The 24,264-nt window shown below is 62.9% G+C and carries 18 protein-coding genes and 1 tRNA gene; 11 read left to right on the top strand and 8 right to left on the bottom strand.

Annotated elements, in window-relative coordinates:
• Positions 1-95: 95 nt before the first annotated feature.
• Positions 96-1,214 (top strand): 4-hydroxyphenylpyruvate dioxygenase, encoded by a 1,119-nt coding sequence (hppD, locus tag SO139_RS36225; protein WP_449379762.1) that lies wholly within the window; start codon positions 96-98, stop codon positions 1,212-1,214.
• Between the two features lie 118 nt (positions 1,215-1,332).
• Here the strand turns inward: hppD and SO139_RS36220 are convergent, their stop codons facing one another.
• From SO139_RS36220 to SO139_RS36205, 4 genes are all read right to left on the bottom strand, one after another.
• Positions 1,333-2,469, bottom strand: a complete 1,137-nt coding sequence (locus SO139_RS36220; protein WP_449379763.1) for a CaiB/BaiF CoA transferase family protein — start codon at positions 2,467-2,469, stop codon at positions 1,333-1,335.
• Positions 2,470-2,680: 211 nt separating this feature from the next.
• Positions 2,681-3,481, bottom strand: coding sequence for an FAD binding domain-containing protein (locus SO139_RS36215; protein WP_449379764.1), 801 nt, complete (start codon positions 3,479-3,481; stop codon positions 2,681-2,683).
• 15 nt (positions 3,482-3,496) lie between these two features.
• Positions 3,497-5,839, bottom strand: coding sequence for a xanthine dehydrogenase family protein molybdopterin-binding subunit (locus SO139_RS36210; protein WP_449379765.1), 2,343 nt, complete (start codon positions 5,837-5,839; stop codon positions 3,497-3,499).
• A gap of 84 nt (positions 5,840-5,923) precedes the next feature.
• Positions 5,924-6,409 (bottom strand): (2Fe-2S)-binding protein, encoded by a 486-nt coding sequence (locus tag SO139_RS36205; protein ID WP_449379766.1) that lies wholly within the window; start codon positions 6,407-6,409, stop codon positions 5,924-5,926.
• 1,086 nt (positions 6,410-7,495) lie between these two features.
• Here SO139_RS36205 and SO139_RS36200 point away from each other — a divergent pair.
• From SO139_RS36200 to SO139_RS36185, 4 genes are all read left to right on the top strand, one after another.
• The gene (locus SO139_RS36200; RefSeq protein WP_449379767.1) at positions 7,496-9,211 is read left to right on the top strand and encodes a PQQ-dependent methanol/ethanol family dehydrogenase; all 1,716 of its coding nucleotides are present in this window, start codon (positions 7,496-7,498) and stop codon (positions 9,209-9,211) included.
• Between the two features lie 126 nt (positions 9,212-9,337).
• Positions 9,338-10,540 carry a c-type cytochrome gene (locus SO139_RS36195; protein WP_498541507.1) on the top strand — a complete coding sequence of 401 codons (1,203 nt, stop codon included), beginning with the start codon at positions 9,338-9,340 and terminating at the stop codon, positions 10,538-10,540.
• A gap of 168 nt (positions 10,541-10,708) precedes the next feature.
• Positions 10,709-11,395: a response regulator transcription factor gene (locus tag SO139_RS36190; protein WP_498541506.1), complete on the top strand. Its 687-nt coding sequence runs from the start codon at positions 10,709-10,711 to the stop codon at positions 11,393-11,395.
• 103 nt (positions 11,396-11,498) lie between these two features.
• On the top strand, positions 11,499-12,185 hold the full coding sequence (locus SO139_RS36185) for a response regulator (protein WP_449379769.1): 687 nt from the start codon (positions 11,499-11,501) through the stop codon (positions 12,183-12,185).
• 384 nt (positions 12,186-12,569) lie between these two features.
• Here SO139_RS36185 and SO139_RS36180 read toward each other — a convergent pair whose 3' ends face one another.
• Both SO139_RS36180 and SO139_RS36175 read right to left on the bottom strand, forming a co-directional pair.
• Positions 12,570-13,928 carry a hybrid sensor histidine kinase/response regulator gene (locus tag SO139_RS36180; RefSeq protein ID WP_449379770.1) on the bottom strand — a complete coding sequence of 453 codons (1,359 nt, stop codon included), beginning with the start codon at positions 13,926-13,928 and terminating at the stop codon, positions 12,570-12,572.
• On the bottom strand, positions 13,925-15,091 hold the full coding sequence (locus SO139_RS36175) for an FIST N-terminal domain-containing protein (protein WP_449379771.1): 1,167 nt from the start codon (positions 15,089-15,091) through the stop codon (positions 13,925-13,927). The genes SO139_RS36180 and SO139_RS36175 overlap by 4 nt, the downstream gene beginning before the upstream one ends.
• Positions 15,092-15,352: 261 nt before the next feature.
• On the opposite strand from SO139_RS36175, the gene SO139_RS36170 reads away from it, so the two are divergent.
• Complete coding sequence (locus SO139_RS36170; protein WP_449379772.1) at positions 15,353-17,392, top strand: methyl-accepting chemotaxis protein; 2,040 nt, start codon at positions 15,353-15,355, stop codon at positions 17,390-17,392.
• Between the two features lie 99 nt (positions 17,393-17,491).
• Here SO139_RS36170 and SO139_RS36165 read toward each other — a convergent pair whose 3' ends face one another.
• The gene (locus SO139_RS36165) at positions 17,492-17,896 is read right to left on the bottom strand and encodes a DUF3175 domain-containing protein (protein ID WP_449379773.1); all 405 of its coding nucleotides are present in this window, start codon (positions 17,894-17,896) and stop codon (positions 17,492-17,494) included.
• Positions 17,897-18,024: 128 nt separating this feature from the next.
• On the opposite strand from SO139_RS36165, the gene SO139_RS36160 reads away from it, so the two are divergent.
• The 3 genes from SO139_RS36160 (at position 18,025) to SO139_RS36150 (ending at position 22,017) form a co-directional block, all read left to right on the top strand.
• Positions 18,025-19,500, top strand: coding sequence for an MFS transporter (locus SO139_RS36160; RefSeq protein WP_449379774.1), 1,476 nt, complete (start codon positions 18,025-18,027; stop codon positions 19,498-19,500).
• 3 nt (positions 19,501-19,503) lie between these two features.
• Positions 19,504-20,313 carry a trehalose-phosphatase gene (otsB, locus tag SO139_RS36155; RefSeq protein WP_449379775.1) on the top strand — a complete coding sequence of 270 codons (810 nt, stop codon included), beginning with the start codon at positions 19,504-19,506 and terminating at the stop codon, positions 20,311-20,313.
• A 240-nt stretch (positions 20,314-20,553) separates the two neighbouring features.
• Positions 20,554-22,017, top strand: coding sequence for a trehalose-6-phosphate synthase (locus SO139_RS36150; protein ID WP_449379776.1), 1,464 nt, complete (start codon positions 20,554-20,556; stop codon positions 22,015-22,017).
• Between the two features lie 77 nt (positions 22,018-22,094).
• Here SO139_RS36150 and SO139_RS36145 read toward each other — a convergent pair whose 3' ends face one another.
• The gene (locus SO139_RS36145) at positions 22,095-22,433 is read right to left on the bottom strand and encodes a hypothetical protein (RefSeq protein WP_449379777.1); all 339 of its coding nucleotides are present in this window, start codon (positions 22,431-22,433) and stop codon (positions 22,095-22,097) included.
• Positions 22,434-22,633: 200 nt separating this feature from the next.
• Between SO139_RS36145 and SO139_RS36140 the strand changes: the two genes are divergently transcribed.
• Positions 22,634-22,723, top strand: a tRNA-Ser gene (locus tag SO139_RS36140).
• 1,200 nt (positions 22,724-23,923) lie between these two features.
• Positions 23,924-24,264, top strand: a 341-nt coding sequence (locus SO139_RS36135; RefSeq protein ID WP_498541505.1) for a hypothetical protein, incomplete at its 3' end; no start/stop codon positions are given.

The following is a 24,264-nucleotide window of genomic DNA, read 5'->3' as shown; positions in this document are numbered from 1 at the left end:
GCCGTGCATACAATACCGGAAATGGGTCCCGTTTGCACGCCCATTGCGCGCCCCATGAAGGATAGTTCAGGCGAACAATCCGGGAGAGATCGCCAATGGGTCCGTTTCCGCACGATGCACCGCCCGCCACCATCAGCGCCGACAATCCGATGGGCACCGACGGGTTCGAATTCGTCGAATATGCCCATCCCAATCCGCAAGAGCTGCACGCGCTGTTCAAGCTGATGGGCTTTGCGCCCGTCGCGCGCCACAAGACCAAGACAATCACGGTCTATCGCCAGGGCGACATCAACTACCTCGTCAACGAGCAGCCCGGCACGCATGGCTTCGATTTCGTCGCCGCGCACGGGCCGTGCGCACCGTCGATGGCGTTCCGCGTGGTCGATGCGCAAGCGGCCTACGACCGCGCGATCGCGCTCGGTGCCGAGCCGGCGGACGTCACGTCCGCGCAGAAGACGCTGGATGTGCCCGCGATCAAGGGCATCGGCGGCAGCCTGCTGTATCTCGTCGATCGCTATGGCGCGAAGGGCTCGGCCTATGATTCCGAGTTCGAATGGCTTGGCGCGCGCGATCCGCGGCCCCATGGGGCCGGCCTGTTCTATCTCGACCATCTCACCCACAACGTCCATCGCGGCCGCATGGATGTCTGGGCCGGCTTCTACGAAAAGCTCTTCAACTTCCGCCAGATCCGCTTCTTCGACATCGAGGGTCGCGCCTCAGGCCTGTTCTCGCGGGCGCTGACCAGCCCCGACGGCAAGATCCGCATTCCCATCAACGAGGATGCCGGCGATTCCGGACAGATCGAGGAGTATCTGAAGATCTATCGCGGCGAAGGCATCCAGCACATCGCCTGCGGCTGCCACGAGATCCACGGCACGATCGAGGGCCTGCGTGAGGCCGGCCTGCCCTTCATGCCGTCACCGCCCGACACCTATTTCGAGAAGGTCGATACGCGGCTGCCCAAGCACGGTGAGGACGTCGCGCGATTGCAGCGCAACGGCATCTTGATCGACGGCGAGGGCGTCGTCGACGGCGGCCAGACCAAGGTGCTGCTCCAGATCTTCTCCGCCAACGCGATCGGCCCGATCTTCTTCGAGTTCATCCAGCGCAAGGGCGACGATGGCTTTGGCGAGGGCAATTTCAAGGCGTTGTTCGAATCGATCGAGGAAGACCAGATCCGCCGCGGCGTGCTGAAGGTGGACAACGCGGCGTAAGCACGCTGCCGTAGCTGTAGGGTGAGCAAAGCGTAAGCGTGCCCACCGCTTCTCTCGCAATCCTGGTTGGATGGTGGGCACGGCGCTACGCGCCTTTGCCCACCCTGCGAGGCCGTTGCTACCGGCTCGCCTTCCACGCGCTTGCCACCGCGCCGATCTCCGCAGCCTCAGGGTCGCGAACCGCTGACGGCGTGCGCAAAAACCGCGGCGCCGGTCCCGGCTGCTTCACACCATGGCGTTCGACGAAGACGTTGCGTGCGACCATGTGCGGATGCCGTGTCGCCTCCGACATCGTCAGTACGGGCGCGAAGCAGATGTCGGTGCCTTCCATGATGCTGCACCAGTCCTCGCGGGTCTTGCTCTTGAAGACGGCCTTCAATTTCTCCTTCAGCGCCGGCCAGGCCTTGCGATCCATCTGCGCCTCGAAATCGGCGTCGGTGAGTTTGGCGTGCTGGCGCAGCAGCGCGTAGAATTGCGGCTCGATCGAGCCGATCGAGATGAAATGGCCACAGGCGCATTCGTAGACGCCGTAGAAATGCGCGCCGCCGTCGAGAAAGTTCTGGTCGCGGCCTTCGGTCCAGCGGCCCATCGCGGTCATGTCGAAGAAGAACGACATCAGCGACGCCGCACCGTCGCACATCGCCGCGTCGACCACCTGGCCCTTGCCTGACTTTTGCGCCTCCAGCAGCGCTGCGAGCACGCCGACCACGAGGTAAAGCGCGCCGCCGCCGAAATCGCCGACGAGGTTGAGCGGCGGTACCGGCGCCTCCTTCGTGCCGATCGCCGCCAGCGCACCGGTGATGGAGATGTAGTTGATGTCGTGGCCCGCGGCATTCGCCAGCGGACCTTCCTGACCCCAGCCGGTCATGCGGCCGTAGACGAGTTTTGGACTGCGCGCGAGCACGACATCGGGGCCGAGACCGAGCCGCTCCATCACGCCGGGACGAAAGCCTTCGATCAGCGCGTCGGCGTGGCTGAGCAGGTCGAGCACCTGCGCGATCGCCGCCTGGTCCTTCAGGTCGAGCTCGATCACCTTGCGGCCGCGGCCTGCCACCGACTTCATGCTCTTCCTCGCACCGACGCGATCGAGCGTGACGACCTCGGCGCCCATGTCGGCGAGCAGCATGCAGGCGAACGGGCCGGGGCCAATGCCGGCGAATTCGACGATGCGGAAACCTGCGAGCGGGCCGGAGACGCCGACGGAGGAGCCTTCTGATTTTTCCTGGGCAGTTTCCTGGGCTGATTGATCGAGCACGTTGTTGTTTCCCCGGGGTCGCAAGACGGGTGTGCGAGAAGCAGCACCCCTTTTGCACGTTCCTCTGTGGACGAGTTAATTGGTTGATTAAGTTTTCCCGCCTTCGACCTGACGAGGCAAGCGCTTTTGATGCATGGGCGCATAATAAAAGCGGCGCGCATTGCTGCGCGCCGCGGAAAATTTGTGTTGAGTAGCTAAAGCGCGATTGCGATCAGCCCGCCGCAGCAACTGCGCGCTGCGCCATCACCTTGATCAGATTGGCACGGTACTCGGATGAGCCATGCAGGTCCGACAACAGCCCGCTCGACGGGATCGTCACACCGTCGATCGCGCTCGCCGCCCAGTTCGCCTTCAGCGCGGCTTCGATGGCGCCGGCCCGCATCACGCCGCTCTGCGAGGCGCCGGTCACGGCAACGCGGATGTCGCCCGACTTGGTCTGGGCAACGAACACACCGGTCAGTGCGAAGCGCGAGGCCGGATGCGGGAACTTGGCGTAACCCGCCTTCGCCGGAACCGGGAACGAGACGGCGGTGATGATCTCGCCGTCCTCGAGGGCGGTCGAAAACAGGCCCTTGAAGTAGTCATCCGCCGCGATCGAACGCTTGTTGGTCTTGATCGTCGCACCCAGCGCCAGCACTGCCGCCGGATAATCGGCGGCGGGATCGTTGTTGGCGAGCGAGCCGCCGATCGTGCCGCGATAGCGCACGGCGGGATCGCCGATCAGCGAGGCCAGGTACGCAACCGCCGGGATCGCCTTCTTCGCGGCGTCGCTGGTCGCGACGTCGTAATGCGGCGTTGCGGCCTTGATGGTCAGCGTGTCGCCGGCGGCTTCAACGCCGATCAGCTCCTTGATTTTCGCAAGGTCGATCACGTCAGAGGGGCTGGCGAGCCGCTGCTTCATCACTGGCAGCAGCGTCTGGCCGCCGGAGAGATATTTTGCCTCGCTGCCCTTGGCGAACAGCGCGGCGGCCTCATCCACAGAGGAGGCACGATGATAAGTGGTCTGGTACATCTTCGTTCCTCCTTCTCAAGCCGCGTGGATCGTGCGCCACACCCGATCAGGGGTCGCGGGCATTTCGAGATTGTTCTTGCCGATCGCATCCGTGATCGCGTTGATCACGGCAGCGGACGCGCCGATCGCGCCGGCCTCGCCGCAGCCCTTGATGCCCAAGGGATTACCCGGGCAGAGCGTCGTGGTGTGGCTGAGCTTGAACGACGGCAGGTCATCGGCGCGTGGCATGGTGTAATCCATGAACGACGCCGTGATCGGCTGTCCGTTGGCGTCATAGACCGCGTGCTCGAGCAGTGCCTGCCCGATGCCTTGCGCAAGGCCGCCATGGACCTGGCCCTCCACGATCATCGGGTTGATCAGCCGGCCGAAATCGTCGGCCGCCACGAAATTGACGAACGACGTCTTGCCGGTGCCGGGATCGACCTCAAGCTCGCAGATATAGGCGCCGGCCGGGAAGGTGAAGTTGGAGGGGTCGTAGAAGGCGCTTTCCTTCAGGCCCGGCTCCATCCCGTCAGGCAGGTTGTGCGCGGTGTAGGCCGCGAGGGCGACCATCGGCAGCGCGATCTTCTTGTCGGTGCCGGTCACCTTGAACTCACCGTTCTCGATGACGATGTCGGCTTCCGAGGCTTCCAGCTGATGCGCAGCGATCTTCTTGGCCTTGGACTCGACCTTCTCCACGGCTTTCAGGATCGCGGTGAGACCGACGGCCGCAGAGCGCGAGCCATAGGTGCCCATGCCGAACTGCACCTTGTCGGTGTCGCCATGGATGATCGAGACCTGGCTGATGGGAACCCCCAGGCGTTCTGAAATGAGCTGAGCGAACGCTGTCTCATGGCCCTGGCCGTGGCTGTGCGAGCCGGTCAGCACCTCGATGGTGCCGACCGGGTTGACGCGCACCTCCGCCGATTCCCACAGGCCGACGCCGGCACCTAAGCTGCCCACGGCCTTCGAGGGTGCAATGCCGCAGGCCTCGATGTAGCAGGAGACGCCGATCCCACGCAGCTTGCCTTCCGACTTCGCTTGCGCCTTGCGGCCCGCGAAGCCGGCATAGTCGATCGCCTTCATCGCCGCATCGAGCGAGGCGTTAAAGTCGCCGGTGTCGTAGGCCATGATGACCGGCGTCTGGTGCGGGAACTGCGTGATGAAATTCGTCTTGCGCAGTGCGGCCGGATCGACATTCAGTTGCCGCGCCGCCGTCTCCATCATTCGCTCGATCAGGTAGCTCGCCTCGGGTCGGCCCGCGCCGCGATAGGCGTCGACCGGCGTGGTGTTGGTGTAGACGGCGATCACCTCGGCATGGATCGCCGGGATGTCGTACTGGCCCGACAGCAGCGTCGCGTAGAGATAGGTCGGCACTGCCGAGGAGAACAGCGACATATAGGCGCCGAAATTGGCGTAGGTCTTCACCTTGAGGCCAGTGATCTTGTTGTTCGCATCGAACGCCATCTCCGCATGCGTGACGTGGTCGCGGCCATGCGCATCGGTGAGGAAGGCCTCGGTGCGGTCGCCGGTCCACTTCACCGGACGGCCGGTCTTCTTCGACGCCCACAGCGCCACCATCTCTTCGGGATAGATGTAGATCTTGGAGCCGAAGCCGCCGCCGACGTCCGGTGCAATCACGCGCAGCTTGTGCTCGGGCGCGATGTTGTAGAAGGCCGACAGCACGAGGCGCGCGACGTGCGGGTTCTGCGAGGTCGTATAGAGCGTGAAATGCTCTTCGGCCGTATCGTAATCGGCGACCGCCGAGCGCGGCTCCATCGGGTTCGGCGCGAGGCGGTTGTTGGTGAGGTCAAGCTTCACCACATTGGCCGCCTTCGCAAATGCGGCGTTCACCGCATTCTCGTCGCCGATAACCCAGTCATAGATCTGGTTGCCGGGTGCTTCGGGATGGAGTTGAGGTGCGCCGGCCTTGATCGCGTCGGTCACGTTCGCGACAGCGGGCAGTTCCTCGTAATCCACCACCACGGCTTCGGCGGCGTCGCGTGCGAGGTTCTTGCTTTCGGCGATCACGACCGCGACGGCCTGGCCGACGAAGCGCACGGTCTCTGGCGCCATCGCGGGCCACGCGCCCATCTTCATCGGGCTGCCATCCTTGGAGGTGATGGCCCAGCCGCAGATGAGGTTGCCGACCTTGTCGTCGACGATCTCTTTGCCGGTCAGCACGGCGACCACGCCCGGCAGCTTCAGCGCCGCGGCGGCATCGATGCCCTTCACCTTGGCATGCGCGTGGGGGCTGCGGATGAAATGGGCATAGGTCATGCCCGGTAGCTTGACGTCGTCGACATACCGGCCCTTGCCGGTAATGAAACGCTTGTCTTCCTTGCGCACAACGCTTGCGCCAATGCCTTCAACACCCATGTCCTGTCCTCCCGACCGGAATTTGTTTGACCGCGCTTTCCATCGAAAGCTGCGGCGGTTGTTCGATTGAGGCGAGGTCGCCGCTTACTCGGCGGCCTGCGCGACCTTCATGCGGCCGGCCGCATCCAGCACCGCCTTCACGATGTTGTGGTAACCGGTGCAGCGGCAGATATTGCCTTCGAGCTCGTGGCGGACGGTGGCTTCATCGAGCTGGCCACCGTGACGTTTCACGATATCGACCGCCGACATGATCATGCCCGGGGTGCAGTAGCCGCACTGCAAACCGTGATTGTCGCGGAACGCCGCCTGCATCGGGTGCAGCTCGTCGCCCCTGGCGAGACCTTCGATCGTGGTGACGTTCGCGCCATCGGCCTGGCCTGCCAGCATGGTGCAGGATTTCACCGCACGGCCGTCGATGTGCACGACGCAGGCACCGCACTGGCTGGTGTCGCAGCCGACATGGGTGCCGGTGAGGTTGAGGTGATCGCGCAGGAGATGGACCAGCAGCGTGCGGTCCTCGACATCGACAGAGACCGCCTTGCCGTTCACTGTCAGTTTGACTGTAGACACGTGAGTACCTCCCGTATGTGTTTTGTCGTTGTTCTAATTAGAGACAGCGCGAACGGAACTTTGCAACTGGGATTTTGGTGACCGCGGGTCATGGAAAGGTCATCGTGGCGACGGTCGCAGGCGCGCGATTCGATCATGACGCTCCGCGCCGCCGCCCGCGCGTGGCGCGACCTGTGAGACGCTTCCGGAAAAATCTGCGTCACGCCTGCGGCGGCGTGCTTTCCATGCCGCCGCGCGACGCCGTTTGCCCTCGGACCTCAGCCTTGTCGCGCGTCGCTTCTCCCTCTGATGCCTTGTTCGTTGTTTCGAATAGGAGCACGCGCCCGCGGCTTTGCAATCGCGATCTTGGTAGTAGGCGCAATCCAGCTAAGTCATTGATTTCGTTGATGGTGCCCCTGGCCACCTCGCCTGAGGCGCGTGTGGCGATCGCGGGCGTCCCGATACTGCAGCCCATTCCGTCGTTCCAGGGCCCGGGAGGCCGGAGTCCGTCGGGTCGCAGGGTTCGCGGATGAATGGATTCTCAGATACGCAATTGCGCATCACAGCTCGCGGAGTGACGGTGACTGATCATCGGCGAAGGCGCCGGCGGCGTCGCTAGCTTTCGCCAGGGGCGGCGCGAAAGTCAGACTCGAGGAAGCATCGCCCGACGTCACCACCCCGCACGACGAGAACCGAAGCGCTGATCGGCGGCAAGCTTGCGCAGCTCGACTCGCGGCTGATCGATTCGAGGCTGCGGAAGCTGGCCGCAAATTTCTTCGAAGCCTTGCAACTGTGGTAGCGCCGTCATCGTGATTGACGCGAATGATCGACGCGCGTGTCGGACGGAAACGATCGGATCGTGGCACGATATTGCCGCAAATCCGATCGTGCATTTCGAGCTTCACACCAAGCGCAGGACGCGTGCTTCGACAACGAGATGAGCGGCACGAGCCGACAATGATTTGCACTACTACCTTCCGCCTATACTAAGCGCGCAAAGTCGATGCTGTAATTTCCAACGATGGCTCGCAGACAAACTGCGCATCACGAGCGCGGCGCGCTCAGGCGCCCAACATGGCGTACACACCAACACCGCGGAGGGAATACATGACCTTTGGAACGAAGGGCTTTTTGGCTGGCATTTCGATGATTGCGATGCTGGCCGCCAGCACGACCGTCACTCGCGCCAACGACTCGGTGCTCAAGGCGCAATCCGATGCGAACCAGTGGGCCGTTGCCGGCCACGACTACGGCAACACGCGCTTCAGCCCGCTCAATCAGATCAATACCGAGAACGCAGGCAAGCTGTCGCTCGCCTATTCGTTCTCGCTGGCGTCGCTGCGCTCGAACGAATCCTCGCCGATCGTGATCGGCAACACGCTCTACGTCTCGAGCTCCTGGGGCCCGAAATACGTCTACGCGCTCGATGCCGCGACGGGGCAGCGCAAATGGACCTGGGAGCCCGACATTCCCGATGACGTGCTGCAATACGCCTGCTGCGACGTGAACAATCGCGGCGTCACCTACGCCGACGGCAAGATCTTCGTCGGCCGCCTCGACGGCAAGCTGACGGCAATCGATGCCGCGACCGGCAAGTCGCTGTGGACCGCGAAGGTGGTCGACTACAAGCAGGGCTCGGTCATCACCTCGCCGCCGCTCGTCGTGCGCGACAAGGTCATCACCGGCTTCGGCGGCGGTGAATACGGCGTGCGCGGCGCGCTGCTCGCCTTCGACATCAACACCGGCAAGCAGATGTGGCAGACCTATACCGTGCCTACGCCGGATGAGCCCGGCGGCGACACCTGGAAGGGCGATTCCGCCCAGCATGGCGGCGGCGCGGCCTGGCTGGTCGGCTCCTATGATCCCAAGAGTGACACGGTCTATTGGGGCACCAGCAATCCCGCTCCGTGGAACTCGGCCGTTCGCTCGACGGGCAATGGCGATTTCGGCAAGCTGACCAATCTCTATACGGCGTCCACGCTCGCCCTCGATCCCAACACCGGCAAGATCAAGTGGCACATCCAGACCACGCCGGCCGATGCCTGGGACTACGACGGCGTCAACGAAGCCGTTCTCGCCGATCTCAATATCGGCGGCAGCAACGTTCCGGCGCTGATGAAGGCGGATCGCAACGGCTTCTTCTTCGTCGCCAACCGCGAGACCGGCAAGGTTCTTTCGGCAGAGAAATATGTCTTCTCGAACTGGGCGCAGAAGTGGGACGTCGCCACCATGCGTGCGGTCGAAGACCCCGACAAGCGTCCGGGACCAGGCCATCCCATCAAGGACGTCTGTCCAAACCTGATCGGTGGCAAGAACTGGCAGCCGATGTCGTTCAATCCGCAGACCGGTCTCGTCTACATCCCGTCCAACAATGTTTGCATGGACTGGTCGGTGAGCGACATTTCCTACAAGCGTGGCGTGTTCTATCTCGGTGGTGAGTTCCCACCCAAGGAAGGGCCCGGCGGCTTCATGGGCGAACTCGTGGCCTGGGATCCGGTCGCGCAGAAGAAGGTCTGGTCGATCAAGGAAGATCTGCCGTTCAACGGTGGCACGCTGACGACGGCTGGCGGCCTGGTGTTTGCCGGTAACATCCATGGCGATTTCCGCGCCATCGATGCGAAGTCCGGCAAGGTGCTGTGGAGCAAGAATCTCGGCTCCGGCATAGGCGCGGGTCCCGTGACCTACCAGGTCGACGGTAAGCAATACGTGGCCATCGTCGTCGGTCGCACCGCTGCGATGCCTGCGTTCCTGGGCGGCATCGGCGGGAAGATGACGGCCGCAGCTCCCGAGGGCGGTTCGCTCTTCGTGTTCTCCGTCCAGTGACCACTCGCGCGCGTATCTCAAGGTGACGAGGTACGCGCGCGCCTTTTCCAGAGCGTGATTGCGGCATCGGACAAGCCCGCGTGCCGCAACGCGTGGTCCAACAATTCCCAACTGCGGGAGATGAGGATGCGTCCGAATCAATTTGGAAGTGGCAAGAGCCGAAATCACGCCATCACCGCGCTTGTCGCATGGGCTGCCGCGTCCGCGATGATCGCACCGGCCGCAACCGCTCGCGCGGACGAGACGCAGCCGTTCCGGCTCTGCGCCGATCCGACCAATCTTCCGTTCTCCAGCGATAGTCCGTCGCAGCCAGGCTTCTACGTCGAGATCGGGCAGGCCCTGGCGCAGGCGCTCGGCCGACCGATCGCCTATGACTGGTACAAATCCTATTTCGGCAAGCGCACCGTGCGCGTCACGCTGCTCGGCAAGCAATGCGACGCCATGATCGGCCTGCCGCGCTCCGAGGACTTCATGGGACCGGCGGTGATCTTCTCCAACACCTTCGCAAAGGAGGTCTATGCTCTCGTGGCGGCGAAGGGGCAGGCGATCGGCGGCGTCGAGGGCCTCAAGGGCAAGCGCGTCGCCGTGCAGTTCGCCAGCACGCCGCAAAACCTGCTCGCGAGCCGCGACGACATCCGGAAGGTCACCGTGCTGTCGCCCGAGGAAGGCATGCGGGCGCTCGACCAGGGCAAGGCCGACGTCGCCTTCATCTGGGGGCCTGTCGCCGGCTGGCTGAACAAGACCACCTACAGCGATCGTTATCAGATCGAGCTCACTGAGGGCGAAGGCCTGTCATGGGATGCGGCCATCGGCTTTGCGAAGACGTCGACGGAGCTGCGCGATCGCGTCGATGCCATCCTGCCGCAGCTTCAGAAGACGATCGCCGATCTTGCGGTGAAATACGGCTTGCCAACGGGCCAGCCCGTTCGCTTCGGCGGGGCCCAGGCGGTGCCGGAGGGAACAACGACGGGAACTGGACCCGGAGCCCAAGTGACTGCCCAAGTGACTGAGATTGCCAATGTGGTGGCGACCGAGACCAAGGGTGACGCGGCCGCGCCAGGCGCCGAGGCCGTCGGCACGGGCAAGGAGATCTTCAACGGCACCTGCGCGCATTGTCACGGTCCCGACGCGATCCAGAGCGAGAAGAAGATCGATCTGCGGCTGCTGCGTCACCGCTACGGCGACGAGATGCGCGAGAAATACTGGACGACCGTGCATGAAGGACGGCCTGCCAAGGGCATGCCGGCCTGGAAAGAGGTCTTCACCGATGACCAGTTCGACAACATCTATTCCTTCCTGCTGACGGTCCAGTCCGAATCGAACGACTGAACTCTCTTGACCGGACGCGATCAGGAGAATGAGGTAGCGTCCATCCGGCATCATCCCGGTGCCGGATGGATGCCGCATAGATGTACCGCTTCCGCTCCTGCGGTGGACGACCGTGCGATGGAGCCTCGTGCGGTGGAGTCTCGTGCGGTGGAGTCTTGGGAACGCGCCATGACCAGCTTCCTGATCATCGACGATCATCCGCTGTTTCGCGAGGCGCTCGGCAATGCGGTACGGCTGGCATTGCCGGAGGCGCGGATCTTCGAGGCGATGTCGATCGAGGACGCCCTGCATATCCTGTCGGCCGAACAGGGCATCGACCTCGCGCTGCTCGATCTCTCGCTGCCGGATGCGACCGGCTTCTCCGGCTTTCTCCGCTTGCGCGAGACCTATCCGCGCCTGCCGGTCGCCATCGTTTCGAGCGAGGAGGACCAGCACGTCGTTCGCGAGGCGCTGGCGCTGGGCGCCGCCGGCTATCTGCCGAAGTCGACGTCGAAGCGCGAGCTCGCGCAATCGATCGAAGGCGTGCTGAGCGGATCGGTGTCGGTGCCGAAGGATTTTGTCGCAACCCCGCAGCGGCGCCGCGCCGACACCAGCAAGGCGCTTGCGGTCAAGCTGCGCGAGCTCACGCCGCAGCAGCTTCGGGTGTTCGACCTCCTGCGCCGCGGCTATCCGAACCGGCAGATCGCCCAGGAGCTTCAACTCGCCGAATCCACCGTGAAGGCGCACATCACCGAGATCCTCCGCAAGCTTGGCCTGTTCAGCCGCAACAAGGCGATCATCGAGATCGGCAAGATGGACCTGCCCGATCCCAAGGGCCGGCCCTATGCACGCCTCGATCGCGGCCGGCCGCAATGACGCGCGCTCTCGTTCTTGACCTGGATCAACCCGGCTTGATCCAGCTGATGCATTCTCAATGCAACTTTGCACCCGGCAATAATTTGGAAACGGCTCACGCGCGATGCGATTTCTGATTGTCGAAGATCATCCGCTGTTTCGCGAGGCGCTCGAAGGTGCGCTACAGATGGTGGCGCCCGAGGCGGACATCCTTCAAGCCATGTCGGTCGACGGTGCGCTCGAGCTGTTGTCGGCGACCGCGGGGCTCGATCTCATTCTCCTTGACCTGTCGATGCCGGGCACGACGGGTCTTTCGGGCATCATCCGCATCCGCAAGGCGTTTCCCAAAATTCCCGTCGTCATCGTATCCGGGCATCAGGATCCGCAGATCATTTCCGGCGCATTGTCGCTCGGCGTCGCCGGCTACATCCTCAAGTCCTCGTCCAAGCAGGATCTCGCGCAGTCGATCGGCGAGGTGCTGCGCGGCGCGGTCTGCGTTCCCGGTGCCTATCGTGCGACCCGTCCGCAGCGCGCCGCCGGCCCCGCGCAGGATCTCATCAAACGCCTGCACGATCTGACGCCGCAGCAATTGCGCGTGCTCGAAATGCTCAAGCGCGGCCTGCAGAACAAGCAGATCGCCTATGAGCTGAAGATTTCGGAGACCACCGTGAAAGTCCACGTCTCCGACATCCTGCGCAAGCTCAACGTGCTCAGCCGCACCAAGGCGATCGTCGAAATGTCCCGTATCGATTTCGCGACGCTTGCGAGCGAAGGCGCGCGAGCGAAGCACGATCGCGCGCAATCGGAGTAGCTGGACGAAGAGCGATTCGCCCTTTGCATCTGAAGGATCGTGGTGAACGATGTCTTTGCGGCCCATCCTTCGAGACGCCCGCCTTTGGCGGGCTCCTCAGGATGAGGTCTTGCTTCGCGGCGAAATTCTAGACCCTCATGGTGAGGAGCGCCGCTTGCGGCGCGTCTCGAACCATGAGGCCGAACACGTTCACAGCCAACCATCGTCATACGCGATGGCCCTGCCGCTCTTCGCCACAATACCCTTTTGTCAGTGATTTGCCCGACGTGTCAAGTGGTTTTCGGATAAAGCGTAGGCCGTCACCGCCAGCCGTTTCTACTTTGCATGGGGTTGTTTTGCGGGTTTTTGCAGCGACCCGGTCGATCGCTCCGATCCGATCGCTCCTCAAGTCAGCAGGAACGACAGCAGTGCCCGCATCTCGGCGGGCTTGATCGGCTTCTTCAGCACCTCGAGCCCGTGCAGGCTCGCCTCCTTCGCGGCCTTTTCGGAATAGTCGGCCGTGATGATCATTGCCGGCACGTCCAGCTTCAAATGCTCTCTTATCTCTGCGACGGCCGACAGGCCGCTCTCGCCGTGATCGAGATGGAGATCGGCGATCACGGCATCGGGGGCCCCACCGAGCTCGCTGAGGCGAAGCAGTGCGTCCACGGCCGATCGCGTCGTCGCGACGTCGCAGCCCCAGCCTTCCAGCAGCGCGGCCATGGCCTCGGAGCCATTCGGATCGTTCTCGATCAGGAGGATCTTGGCGCCTTCGAGCCCGCCATAGTGCCGCTCGGCCAGCTTGACCTCGTGCACCTCGTCGCTGACTTCCGTGAGGTCGGCAGGCTCCAGCTCCAGGGCGAAGGTCGATCCCCGACCGACCTGCGATGACAGCCGCACCTCGTGTCCGAGCACGGTGGCGAAGCGGCGGACGATGGAGAGGCCGAGCCCGAAACCGGCCTGGTCGGTCGCGCTGGCCTCGCCGCGCTGGAATTCGCGGAAGATCGCTTCCTGCTGCGCCTGTGCAATGCCCGGCCCGGTGTCGGAGACCTGGACGCAGATGCGCTCGCCCCTCGGCCGGCATCCCATGACGACGCCGCCGCTGCGGGTATAGCGAATGGCGTTGGCAAGCAGGTTTTGCAGGATCCGCCGCAGCATCATCGCATCCGACGTCACCGCAAGCGGTGAGGTGCGGATGCGCAAGGAAAGACCCTGCCGCGCGGCGATCGGCTCGAATTCGTTGCGAAGCTGCTCGAACAGGGGGGCCAGCGCGATCGGGCGGACGTCGGGCCTGAGCGCGCCGGCATCTAGCTTTGCGATCTCCAGCAGCGATCGCAGCAGGTCCTCCAGCGTCACCAGCGAGCGGTCGACCTGATCGATGAGCAGGCCCGCCTCCTGCGATTCCATCATCTCGGTCAGCGCCGACAGCGTCAGGCGCGCCGCGTTCAACGGCTGCAACAGGTCGTGGGTGACCGAGATCAGAACCGAGGATTTCAGCGAGCTCGCGGCCTCGGCCTGCTGCTTGGCGCGATACAGTCCCTCATTGGCGCGTTCGATCGAATGGAGCGCCTCGCGCAATTGATGCGTCCGGTCGCGAACCTGATGGTCCAGCGCGATGGCCGTCTCGAACAGCGAGAACGCGTTGAGCTGCTGGTCCATCGAGCGCTCGACGCGGGACATCAGCGCCGCATTGATCTTCCTCAGCTTCGCGGCTTCCCGCTGAAGCTGCTCGACGGCTTGAGGATCCTGACACGCCTCCGTCACGAGGGGCGCCTTCCAATCGCGACGCCCGTGAAGGTCTGGTTGACATGCATCGAGCCGAACTGTTCGCCATAGGTGTGAAAGCCGACGACGCGGTTCTGCCGGTACAGCTCGGACATGTCGCGGGCGAGCTGATGCTGCTCGGCGTCCAGCCGGCGCAACAGGCATTCGAAGCCGATGAAGAGCGACACGTCGCCGATCTCATCGCGAATTTCGGCAAAAGTCTCGCGCGTCGAGCCGACCAGGCTTCGCGACGTCGCAGCGGTCAGCACCATGCCCTCGTCGATGGCGCAGAAGAAATGCAAGGAGCCGTCCGGCTCGACGCGCTGGATCGACCGCGCATAATAGGAGCCGCCGACGCGTACCAGAACGGGGTGGGACGCGAAGGAGAACGGGTCGAGCTTGGCGTCCATGATCCCGACCATGCGCGAATATTCCTTCGCCGCAGGCTCCGCATTCAGCTCCCTGACCGTCCGATTTTCGATGTCGGCCTCGGTGACCACCATCTTCTGCGGCTGTGGCTCGAAATTGTCGCATTTGAAGACCCGGAACGGCAGCGACGTGTTCAGGAGGATCAGGAGGGCGGCATTGGTGTGGGCCTTGCCTTCGAAGAACACCCAGGTCTTCTCGAAGCGCATCCCGTCGCCCGCCGATCCCCCGACGACTGGAATGTCGTCGAGCGAAGCATAGATGGCGGACATCACCGCTTCTTCGCGTCGGCACAGGCCGTCGATCAATACGAGGCCAAACGGACTGCCGCGGTCGACCTGCGGGGTAGCCCGCAGCAGCTCGTGCCGGAGCTCGCCGCCGATCCTGCGGCCGTCCTCGACGCGGAAGCTGTCGAGATTGAGAATGGGCCGGATTGCGGCCGAGAAGTCGGCGCGGCTGAACGCCAGCGCCACGACACTGTTCTCGTCCCAGCCGTCCGGGGCGAGCTCGCCCGCGGTCGTGCAACCGCAGACCTGGGTGTCATCGAAGTGCCGGGTGATCTCGGCAATGAAGTGATGAGGATCGTAAGCGGGGGAGAGGAAGACCAGGATCAGCGCCAGCTCGTCGGCTGGGAGCTGGGCCGCGAGCTCGGCCACGGCTTCATCGACGCTCGCAGCCTTCGATTTGGCAACGGCAACGCCAGACGCACCGCCAAACCGAAAGTCGGTTTGCCCCACTCCGTTTCTCCCCTCGAGGACCGGCTCGGTCTGACGCCAAGAGCCTGATAAGTGCCCGACAAGTGCCCCAAGAGTAAGGCGCTTTCCGGTTAGCCGCAACACGGCGCCCCGAACGCCTTGGACAGGAAGATGCTCGACACAGCATGCAGGCCGGACGAATTTACCGCCCCTTGACGTTTCTGCCTTAATTTTCCGCACCGGTTCGGGAGGGGCTGCTTCCGGGCCGCATGAATGCTGCAAGAACATAAATTGGGGGTTGGAATGGTCGGGCGTACCGCGTCGAAGTCGAAGCGCACATTTTTTCCGACCCTGAGGTTCCGCGCCAAGATCATCCTCGGCTTTGCCGCCGTGCTCGTCATATTGGCCGTCAGCATGGCCTTCGCCTATTTTGGTTTTGAGCGGGTCTCGGCTGGCGTCGGCTCCTACCGCACCAGCGTCTCCGAGGCTGATCTCGCCCGCAACATCGATCGCGAGTTGCTCGCCTATCGTTCGGCCGCCCGCTACTTCGTCGTCACCGGCAAGGAAGATGATGCCAAGGTGGCGCTGGAGGCCGAAGCGGGCCTGAAGAACGCCATCGACCATGCCATCAAGGGTGCCAAGAAGCAGGCGCGGCTGGAAAGCCTCAACAAGCTCGCCAGGGAGTTTTCGAACTTCTCCGCAACCTTTGCCAAGATCCTGCAATCCAAGCGTGACAGCGCGCTCCTGGTCGAGAACCAGCTTCAGCGCAACGCCAACCTTTTGAAGTACAAGCTCGACGACATCGGCAACAACGCCTCGGACGCCGAGGCGCAGGCGATCGAATTCGGCACCAAGCAGGTCAATGCCCAATTTCAGACCGCGAGCGCGGCGGCGACCAACTTCGTCCTCAATTCAGACCAGGCGCTTGCCGCAAACGCGCTGGCGCGGCTGAAATTCGTCGAGAATTCGCTCAACGCGGTCTATTCGATGGATGACAAGATCGTCGCCGGCCTGAAGGACGCCAAGGGTCTGCTTGCGGCCTATCGCGAGGCTCTGGAGAAGCTCGTCGCCAATGCCAAGATGATCGACGACCTCGTCACCGAGATGAGCGGCTCGGCCGGCGCCATCATGCAGGGCGCAACCGCGATGAAGGCCGATCTGGTGTCCGAGCAGCGGCGGCTGGAAACGGAATCCGAGACCAGCATCGACCAGACGGAACATCTGATCCTGATGCTGGCTGCCGGTGGCACGCTGCTCGGCGCCATCTTGGCCTTCCTGCTCGGCACCGGCATCTCGCGGCCGATGATCGCGATGTGCAAGGCAATGCGCGAACTCGCCTCGGGCAATTTCGAGGTCGTGCTGCCGGGCCTTGGCCGCAACGATGAGATCGGCGAGATGGCTGGCGCGGTCGAAGAGTTCAAGATGCAGGCTGTCGCGAAGGCCGAGCGCGACGCGGCGGCCAACGAAGCCCAGAACAAGGAGACGGCCGCGGCGCGCCGCAATGAGCTGATCCGCTTTGCCGATGATTTCGAGACCGCGGTCGGCGCCATCGTTTCGAACGTCTCGGCTTCAGCTGTGCAGCTCGAATCCGCAGCGTCCACGCTCACGCGGACCGCCGAGACCACGCAGACCCTCTCGAGCCAGGTCGCAGGGGTCTCCGAGCAGGCCTCCTCCAACATGCAGTCGGTCGCTACCGCGACCGAAGAGCTCTCGGCCTCGGTCGAGGAGATCGGCCGTCAGGTCCGCGATTCCAGCCGCATCGCGGAGGCTGCCGTCGTCCAGGCCAGGGAGACCGACGGCCGCATCGGCAAACTGTCGCATGCGGCACAGCAGATCGGCGAGGTGGTGAAGTTGATCACCGCGATCGCCGAACAGACCAATCTTTTGGCCTTGAACGCCACGATCGAGGCGGCTCGCGCCGGCGAAGCCGGCCGCGGCTTTGCGGTGGTCGCCAGCGAGGTGAAGTCGCTGGCGAGCCAAACCGCGAAGGCGACCGACGAGATCTCCTCGCACATTACGGGCATGCAGGGCGCGACCGCCGAGTCGGTTGCGGCAATCAAGGAGATCGGCGCCACCATCGGCCAGATCTCGACGATTGCGACTTCGATTGCCACCGCCGTGGAACAGCAGGGCGCCGCGACGCAGGAGATCGCTCGCAGTGTCCAGAATGTCGCGCAGGGCACGCAGACCGCGGCCACCGATATCGGCCAGGTCAACCGCGGCGCCGCCGAAACCGGCTCGGCCTCGGAAGAGGTGCTGAACTCGGCCAAAACCCTCTCCAGCGAAAGCACCCGCCTGCGCGCCGAGCTCGACCGCTTCATGGCGAATATCAGGGCGGCGTAAGGCTGCCCTTCCGTCGCCACGCCTTCTGGTGTCATCCCGGCGAAGGCCGGGATGACGAGCGGACCATGTGTCGCTGTCCAAATTTATTTTGCGCAGCCTTCACTCCCTCCCGAACGCCCGCTTCAGCTCCACCTTGGCGCGCTCAAGCCGCGTGCGCTGGGTCTTCGGCAGGGTTTTGCCGGCGCGGTTGATGTAGAAGGTCAGCATCGACAGCGCCGAACGATAGGCGCCGCTTTTACGGCGCCGGGAGTGCTCGGCCGAGCGCTTCAGGGACGCTGCGATCTTCTGCGGGCTCGTCTGCTTGAACACGCCGTGCTTGAGGTCGAGCGCGTCGCTCTCCTTCGTCACCCGTTGCGACCAGCGCTTCGGCGCTGCACGTTTCGATGTCGTCGTTTTAGATGTCTTGCGCGAGGCGGGATGTCGCCGCGTGCGGCTTGATGTTCGATGCGCCGCCTTGCGCTTTGCAGTTTTGCGCGAATGTGTCGACTTTCTGACTTGAGCCATGCGTTAACTCCTTGCAGCTCCTCTGAAAACGGCCGCGTCGCGAGGCGGTTCCTGTGGGAACCTGACTTCGCCGCAAACGTTGTCGATAGTCGCGGATTGAATCACGCCGCACCTCCAGCAATAGCGCGATGGACTTGCAGCAAACCCCAGCGCTGAACTTTGATTCTGTCTCGGCGGCGGCGCATGATCGCGTCGTCGAGACTAGCATTCCCTCGCGCCTCGACGCGCTGCCCTGGAGCGGCTTTCATACCCGTGTCGTGCTCGCGCTCGGCATCACCTGGATTCTCGACGGGCTGGAGGTGACGCTGGCCGGCGCGCTTTCCGGCGCCTTGAAGCAAAGCACGACGCTGAACTTCTCCAATCTCGATCTAGGCATCGCCAACTCCGCCTATCTTGCCGGCGCGGTGCTGGGGGCACTCGGCTTTGGCTGGCTGACCGATCGCATCGGGCGCAAGAAGCTGTTCTTCATCACGCTGGCCGTGTATCTGTCCGCGACCGCCGCAACCGCGCTGTCGTGGAGTGTCGCGAGCTACGCGCTGTTTCGTTTCCTTACCGGCGCCGGCATTGGCGGCGAATACACCGCGATCAACTCGACCATCCAGGAATTGGTGCCGGCGCGTTACCGCGGCTGGACCGATCTCGTCATCAACGGCAGCTTCTGGATCGGCGCCGCCATGGGAGCGGTGAGCGCGATCATCCTGCTCGATCCCGCCGTGGTCGGTCCCGATCTCGGCTGGCGCCTTGCGTATCTCATCGGCGCGACGATCGGTCTGGTCGTGCTGTTCATGCGGATGTGGATTCCGGAGAGCCCGCGCTGGCTGATGATCCACGGTCGGCCGGACGAAGCTCACGCGATCGTCGATGACATCGAGCGGTCGGTGATCGGACATCAGCAGGGCGACACCGCCCTCGCCAAGGTCCGCATCAAAATGCGCGACCACACGCCGCTCGGCGAGGTGGTGCACACGCTGTTCAGGACCTATCGTCAGCGCGCGCTGGTGGGATTGGTGCTGATGAGCGCACAGGCCTTCTTCTACAACGCGATCTTCTTCACCTTCGCGCTGGTGCTGACCGATTTCTACGGCATCAGCGCCGATGGCGTCGGCTGGTACATCCTTCCCTTCGCCGCCGGCAATTTTCTCGGCCCGCTGCTGCTCGGCCGCTTCTTCGATACGCTTGGCCGCCGTACCATGATCGTGCTGACCTATGGCGTATCGGGCCTCCTGCTTGCGATCTCGGGCTATCTGTTCGCGATCGGCGCGCTCAGCGCGCAGGGACAGACCATCGCCTGGATGGTGATCTTCTTCTTTGCCTCGCCCGCGGCGAGCGCGGCCTATCTCACCGTCAGCGAAACCTTTCCGCTGGAGGTGCGCGCGCTCGCGATCGCGGTGTTCTATGCGATCGGCACCGGCATTGGCGGGGTCGTGGGTCCCGCGCTGTTTGGTGCGCTGATCGACACAGGGTCCCGCACCAGCGTATTCGCAGGTTATCTCTTGGGATCGGCGCTGATGATCGCGGCCGCGATCGTGGCATGGCGCTATGCCGTCGCAGCGGAACGCAAATCGCTCGAACAAATCGCGCGGCCGCTTGCCTTTATGGAGTAGGTTATGAATTCGGAAGTGATGGACATACGAACCATGGAAGATGACGAGACGCCGGACTCGGTGCCGGTGCCACAGGCCCTGGTGCCGCATCTCAGCGAGACGGCTATCCTGCTCGACATCGACGGCACGCTGCTCGAACTGATGCCGACGCCGCGCGAGGTCTGGGTGCCGCCGGGCCTCTCGAACACGCTCAACCGCCTGGTCGAGCGTACCTCCGGTGCTCTCGCGCTTGTCAGCGGACGCTCGCTCAACGACATCGATCTGATTTTCGCGCCGGATCAATTTCCGGCCGTCGGCGGTCACGGCGCCGAAATGCGGCTGGAGCCGGACAGCGAGGCGGTGGCAAGCCATGCGCCGCCGATGGACAAGGAGTTGAAGCGGCGTCTGGCCGCCATCGCAAAGCTGTCACCCGGCATCCTGCTCGAGGACAAGGGCTACTCGCTCGCGCTGCATTACCGTCTCGCCCCGCATGCGGAAAAGGCGATCTATGCTGCGGTATCGCTGATCCGCGCCGACCTGCCGAACGCGCCGATCGAGGTGCTGCCCGGCAAGTTCGTTTGCGAGATCAAGCATTCCGGCTTCACCAAGGCGAGCGGCGTGCGCGAATTGATGACGCACGAGCCGTTCAGGGGCCGCCGACCGCTGTTCATCGGCGACGATGTCACCGATGAAACCGTGTTCGCGATCATGCCCGACATGAACGGGCTCGCATTTTCGGTGGGACGTCGCGCGCGTGGCGTGAATGGTCACTTCGACTCACCCAGTGATGTGCGCGAGTTCCTCGCCCATCTGCTCGACGGCGAGACAAGGTAAAAGCAAGGCAGCGCCACGCGAGAGCCATAAAGGTCTCGGAACCGCGTTGCGCAAACGCGATTCTTGCTGCGCAAAGGGGACGCAGAAAACTGTCTTTGCGTCGGATTTTCCGTTTCGGAGGACAAAATACAGTTCCGGCGCGCGCGCCTGATTTTGGTTTCAATTGGTTGAAACCATGAACAGGAACCATATTGATGAACGCCAGTTAAACGAGGCGGAATAACAGGAGGGGACGACCCTGTGAATCTCGTCGTCGTGTCAAATCGCGTCGCGCGCGGCAAAGCCAACGAACCCATGACGGGCGGTCTCGCTGCCGCCCTTCTTCCCGTTGTGGAACATTCCGGAGCGATCTGGGTGGGTTCCTCGGGCCGGGTGCGCGATGGTCATCAGAAGGAACCCTTCGCCGAGATCGAGGCGCTGGGTACCGGTGCGCTGGCGACGCTGGATCTGCCGGCGGCGCATTACGGCGGCTATTACGAGGGTTTTGCCAATTCGGCGTTGTGGCCGGCGCTGCATTCGCGCAGCGATCTCATTCGCGTCTCGCAAGGTGACTATCTCAGCTATCGCGAGGTCAACGCCTTCATGGCGCGCGCGCTGCTGCGTTTCCGGAAAGAGAGCACCGCTTTCTGGGTGCAGGATTATCATTTCCTCGCGCTCGGTGCGGAGCTGCGCGATCTCGGCGTCGAGGATCCGATCGGCTTCTTCCTGCACACGCCCTGGCCGGTGCCGGCGGTGATCCAGGGCGTGCCGCATCATCGCGATCTGATCGAGGCGATGCTCGGCTATGATCTCATCGGCTTCCAGACCGCGGAGGATTGCCGGAATTTTCTCGGCTATGTCGGTCAGGAACTCGGATTGACGATCGAGGACGGCACCGTCACCTCCAAGCATGGCCGCACGCGATGCCAGGTGTTTCCGATCGGCATCGATGCGGAAAAATTCGCGCAGTATGCCGCCAAGTCGATCTCGCATCCCGACGTATCGCGGCTGCGGCGCAGCCTCAACGGCGAGAAGCTCGCGATCGGCGTCGACCGGCTCGACTATTCCAAAGGCCTCGTCAATCGCATCAGCGCGTTCGATCGCCTGTGGACCGAGCAGCCGCAGTTCTCGCGCAGCATCTCGCTGCTTCAGATCGCAAACCCCTCGCGCGGCGGCATCGAGGCCTACGGCAATCTCCAGAACGAGGTCGCGCGTCTGGTCACCGACGTCAACGGCCGCCATGGCGAGGTCGACTGGACGCCGATCCGCTATCTCAACAAGGGGTTTAGCCAGGCGGTGCTCGCGGGCCTCTATCGCACCGCGCAGGTCGGCGTGGTGACGCCGCTGCATGACGGCATGAACCTGGTTGCCAAGGAATATGTTGCCGCGCAAAACCCGGCCGATCCCGGTGTGCTCGTGCTGTCGAAATTCGCGGGCGCCGCCAACGAGCTCGACACGGCACTGCTGGTCAACCCGCACGACATCGATGGCATGGCGCGCGCGATCTCGATGGCAGCCTCGATGCCGCTCACCGAGCGCAAGATGCGCTGGGCGGCAATGATGAAGAAGTTGCGCGGGCATACCATCCAGCAATGGTCCGCCGACTTCGTCGCGGTGCTGGAGAAGAGCCGGACGGAGAAGTCCACCGTGGCGCCACTGGCCACCCAATCCCCGCAGGCGCTGCGCTGGCTGAAGTCGGCGATCTCGGGTGTGAGGTTGATGTAGCTCACGCCTCAAGCGGCCTTGAAATTGGTGCCGCGATCTCGATCACCCTCCCCCTTGCGGGAGGGTGGTCAGACTCCTCAATAGCAGTACGAGACGCCGTCGAGCACCGCGCAGCGCCGTTTGTTGGGCGCGTTGGGGTCGTCCATCGGCACCATGCCGTTGCCCTGGCCGACGAACACGCCCTGGCCGACATGGACCGATGATTTGTTGCCGATGATGACGCTCGGATGCGGCGACGCACTCGAGCGCGTGCCGTCCGGCCAGATGATGGCATCGCCCGCCAGCACCCCGCGCCGGCCGTCATCGCAGGTGACATCGACGCCCTGGCGCGTGCACATCTGCGCGGCCGCCGGGGCCGAGATCACCGAGGCGGCGCATACAAGGCCAAGGGCGGCGATGGCTCGAAAGCAGGTCATGGTGTCCCCTCTCATCTGTCGGATGCGTGCTTCCGTGAATCGTCGCGCCAGAGCCGCCTCCGGTTCACCCCCGGCGGGTCTCGCCCGGGCCTCGGAGCTCTATATTTTATCATTGAAATACAATGGCTTAAGGAATTTTGAGCCGATCGACCCGCAGTCCCTTGCAAAATCAGCGGCGCGCCTTCAAGAGAGGGCGCTCCGGAGAGATGGCCGAGTGGCTTAAGGCGCACGCTTGGAAAGCGTGTGTGCGGGAAACCGTACCGTGGGTTCGAATCCCACTCTCTCCGCCAGCTTATCTAGCTAAGTTCTTGTAAGAATGAACAAAACAAAAATCTTGATCCGTCCCGTCCCCAAATTGGTCCCCAAAATCTTTAAGAAATTTACGTTTTGCGGCAATAGCTGATTCCAATGCAATCCGTCACAGCCTTGCTCGGCTGGAGAAGGCCCGAGATGCCTTGGGGCGCATTGAGCGCGACAAAACCTCTCGACGAAGTCGCGAGCGCTTGGTCTGACTTACTCATAAACGGAAACGCTGTTTACTCAAAGCTTGAGCAGGGAAACAAGGCCAACGGTAGGGCTTCAGGATGGTTTGGGAGGGCAAAAAAGGTACGAAAGGACGACCCGCTGCTTTCCTATGCGCACCACGCACGAAACTCTGAGGACCACGGCATAGATGACGTGACTACCCGCATGAAAGCAGGTCAAGCAACTCTTACGTTCCGCGAACCATTTGATCCGAAAAAATTGGAAGGTCTAGAGCTTCGCGTTGGTACGGATGAACACGGTCATGTTCTTGTCTCCTCATCAAATGAGGAGGTTGTTTCTTGGTGTTGGTCCGCGTAAAGGACGACCGCTGTTCCGATTATTTTGATCCGCCCCGATCAGTCACCTTCAACGGTAGGCAGGTTGTTCATCGCTATCTGGCTGGTCTGATTGAAGAGGCAAGAACCTTCGGAATTTAACCCCTCGGCATGTGGTGGATGTCGCGCGGCAAATGGCCGCCCCATCGAGAACACTACAGACTGACTACCCCAGAGCGCGCGCAACGCGGACCAATCTCGATATCTCCCGGCGTCGAGCAATAGCCTCCGCGGAATAATGCCCATGCTTGTAGGCGTGTTGATTGCCCAGCGGAGCTCCGCAACGCTTCGCTTGGTGCATGTCTAAGTGCATGGGCTTCCAATTTGTTTGCATCCCGTCCCCGTCACTAGCCGCTGCTACGCTCTGCGATTTTGCGCTGTGTGAAGCAACGGTGATTGGCGCTGAGAATCTCAGCCGTTATTTCGTGTCCTGTTGGCGCAATGCGGCCGCGTCAGTGTGCGGAGTCAGGTCTCAGAGTGGCGAGCATGGTGAGTTCCCAAAAGGCTGCTGAGCGTACCGGCCGGCGAATTCGTGCGGTTCCCCAGCCCAAGTGAAATCAAGATTTCTCCGCTTTTTGCACCTCGATAGCAGGGTAGTAATCGACAAGTACATTGAGGGGACATCGCCCAATGCCGACCAAAGACAGTTTTGATCCGGACTATTCTTTACCTCTCTTTCTCGCCGATGAACCAGAGCAGCAGGGTATCGGGAAAGCGTGGGACAGAGCAGCTGTTATCTCGTCGCGAGTTCTTAAGGCGTGTATTTTGGTTGCAACGGCGACAGCGATCGGTGTCGCGATTCTATCGGTGGAGAATCCAGTGACGCTCTTTGCGGACGTCACGGCTTCCATTGCGGAAGCCACAGCTTCGCTGGTCGACAAATCGGCGCTTCAGCCTGGCACCGACCGGTCGATATCAACGATTCAATCTACCGCCGATGCTGAGGCTTTGCCGCCGACCGCAAAGGACGC

The organism is Bradyrhizobium sp. UFLA05-89, from assembly GCF_059803475.1.
Note: the sequence above shows the minus strand (reverse complement) of the source record. Positions and strands in the feature narration are given on the sequence as shown.

What these genes read in the sequence shown, in the direction of transcription:
- hppD (WP_449379762.1), top strand. Translation starts at nt 96, where the DNA reads ATGGGTCCGTTTCCGCACGATGCACCGCCCGCCACCATCAGCGCCGAC.
- SO139_RS36215 (WP_449379764.1), bottom strand. Translation starts at nt 3,481, where the DNA reads ATGTACCAGACCACTTATCATCGTGCCTCCTCTGTGGATGAGGCCGCC.
- SO139_RS36210 (WP_449379765.1), bottom strand. Translation starts at nt 5,839, where the DNA reads ATGGGTGTTGAAGGCATTGGCGCAAGCGTTGTGCGCAAGGAAGACAAG.
- SO139_RS36200 (WP_449379767.1), top strand. Translation starts at nt 7,496, where the DNA reads ATGACCTTTGGAACGAAGGGCTTTTTGGCTGGCATTTCGATGATTGCG.
- SO139_RS36195 (WP_498541507.1), top strand. Translation starts at nt 9,338, where the DNA reads ATGCGTCCGAATCAATTTGGAAGTGGCAAGAGCCGAAATCACGCCATC.
- SO139_RS36190 (WP_498541506.1), top strand. Translation starts at nt 10,709, where the DNA reads ATGACCAGCTTCCTGATCATCGACGATCATCCGCTGTTTCGCGAGGCG.
- SO139_RS36185 (WP_449379769.1), top strand. Translation starts at nt 11,499, where the DNA reads ATGCGATTTCTGATTGTCGAAGATCATCCGCTGTTTCGCGAGGCGCTC.
- SO139_RS36170 (WP_449379772.1), top strand. Translation starts at nt 15,353, where the DNA reads ATGGTCGGGCGTACCGCGTCGAAGTCGAAGCGCACATTTTTTCCGACC.
- SO139_RS36165 (WP_449379773.1), bottom strand. Translation starts at nt 17,896, where the DNA reads ATGGCTCAAGTCAGAAAGTCGACACATTCGCGCAAAACTGCAAAGCGC.
- SO139_RS36160 (WP_449379774.1), top strand. Translation starts at nt 18,025, where the DNA reads ATGGACTTGCAGCAAACCCCAGCGCTGAACTTTGATTCTGTCTCGGCG.
- otsB (WP_449379775.1), top strand. Translation starts at nt 19,504, where the DNA reads ATGAATTCGGAAGTGATGGACATACGAACCATGGAAGATGACGAGACG.
- SO139_RS36145 (WP_449379777.1), bottom strand. Translation starts at nt 22,433, where the DNA reads ATGACCTGCTTTCGAGCCATCGCCGCCCTTGGCCTTGTATGCGCCGCC.